This is a genomic window from Klebsiella sp. Ech2A (genome assembly GCF_030078455.1).
GTDB lineage: Bacteria > Pseudomonadota > Gammaproteobacteria > Enterobacterales > Enterobacteriaceae > Klebsiella > Klebsiella terrigena.
Map to the genome: position 1 here is coordinate 1 of NZ_JAQGFU010000436.1, position 1212 is coordinate 1212.

Below are 1212 nucleotides of genomic sequence, written 5' to 3' on the forward strand. Positions count from 1 at the left end.
AGTTTGTCATGGCCCACCGCCCCGCGTCGGTGATTCAGCGCGCGGCCTCGGTGGAAGAGGTGGCGAATATGGTGGTGTACGTCTGCTCGACCCAGGCCTCGGCGACCTCGGGTGCGGCGCTGCGCGTTGACGGCGGCGTGGTGGACGATATCGTCTGATAATACGGCGCCCGTCCGCCGGCTAGCGGTCGGGCGTTTTTGACGACTCTTTTACGCTGGTCATTTCGTACCTGCCCTCAGGATCCATGGCGTTAACCGCTTTTTGCAGCTCCGCCAGCGCAAACTTGAGGGAGGCCACCTCCTCTCGCAGCGCCTGCACTTCCTGTTCCTGAGTGGTACCCCGGCTGGTTTTGGGGAACGCTTCGAAGACGTCCTCTTCGAAAAACATACGAACCTGACGATTATCAACGTTGACCAGCTGGTACTTCAGCCGGCCGCTGTTGATCGCGTTATAGATAGTTTTACGACTCACCATCGCTAACTCTATGACGTCGCTGATTCGTAACATCTTGTCCCTCTTCGCTTCCGGCATCACCGTATTGAGCCCATCATTTTATCTTACTGCGTGACGATGGCATCGGTGAATACTTTTGCAATCTCCTCTGGCGTCATTTTAACGATTTCGTTAACGCGATCGCTATCGGCCAGTAAGGCGAACAAGGATTGAATGATTGCCACCTTTTCGCAAGTTTTATCAATGGCCATCATCACCACTATCTGCGGAACTACGGCCTCCTCGGGCTCATCGGTACGCTGGAACTCGACGCCCGCGAGGTTGATGCCGATGGCAAAACCGGTGCGGTTGACGTGCTCAAACTCGGTATGCGGGATAGCGACGCTGTGGGTCTCCATAAAAATCCCCGTCGGATAGACCTTTTCCCGCTCCAGCACCCCTTCGCTAAAGCTCGGCTTGACCAGGCCGTCCGCCTGCAGGCCTGCCGCCAGGCGGGTCAGGAGATCCGTCCGGCTGACCGCCTCGGTGAACTTCACCACCCGCTGTGCGCTAAACATCATTTGCCCACCTCCGCGTTTGCTTCAGCTAACTGCTCGTTTTCCTGCGCCAGCTTGCGCCGATTCCACAGCACCAGGGCGAGGGTGCACAGGGTTAAAATGCCGACCCCAATCTCTTTTAGATGGAAGCTTTGAATGATGGCCCACGGCAGCATGGCTCCGGCGTAGTCGACGCTGCTGATGCTGGTGGTGCCCTGCGCCA

The 1212-nt window shown here is 57.4% G+C and carries 3 protein-coding genes and 1 pseudogene; 1 reads left to right on the forward strand and 3 read right to left on the reverse strand.

The genetic code is table 11. The features are described 5' to 3' along the window. Positions 1 to 158: SDR family oxidoreductase (locus tag PFH44_RS27780; RefSeq protein ID WP_283826866.1), on the forward strand; the 158-nt coding region annotated here is incomplete at its 5' end. Between the two features lie 22 nt (positions 159 to 180). Here PFH44_RS27780 and PFH44_RS27785 read toward each other — a convergent pair. The 3 genes and pseudogenes from PFH44_RS27785 to PFH44_RS27795 all read right to left on the reverse strand — a co-directional run. Further along, the gene (locus PFH44_RS27785) at positions 181 to 507 is read right to left on the reverse strand and encodes a MerR family transcriptional regulator (protein WP_045857792.1); all 327 of its coding nucleotides are present in this window, start codon (positions 505 to 507) and stop codon (positions 181 to 183) included. 50 nt (positions 508 to 557) lie between these two features. Then, positions 558 to 1013, reverse strand: a complete 456-nt coding sequence (locus tag PFH44_RS27790; protein WP_045857791.1) for a PTS sugar transporter subunit IIA — start codon at positions 1011 to 1013, stop codon at positions 558 to 560. After that, positions 1010 to 1212 (reverse strand): annotated as a pseudogene (locus PFH44_RS27795) (PTS sugar transporter subunit IIC); the annotation flags it as partial. The pseudogene PFH44_RS27795 and the gene PFH44_RS27790, both read right to left, overlap by 4 nt.

Coding starts and splice junctions, on each gene's coding strand:
- PFH44_RS27790 (WP_045857791.1), bottom strand. CDS start 1,013: ATGATGTTTAGCGCACAGCGGGTGGTGAAGTTCACCGAGGCGGTCAGC.
- PFH44_RS27785 (WP_045857792.1), bottom strand. CDS start 507: ATGTTACGAATCAGCGACGTCATAGAGTTAGCGATGGTGAGTCGTAAA.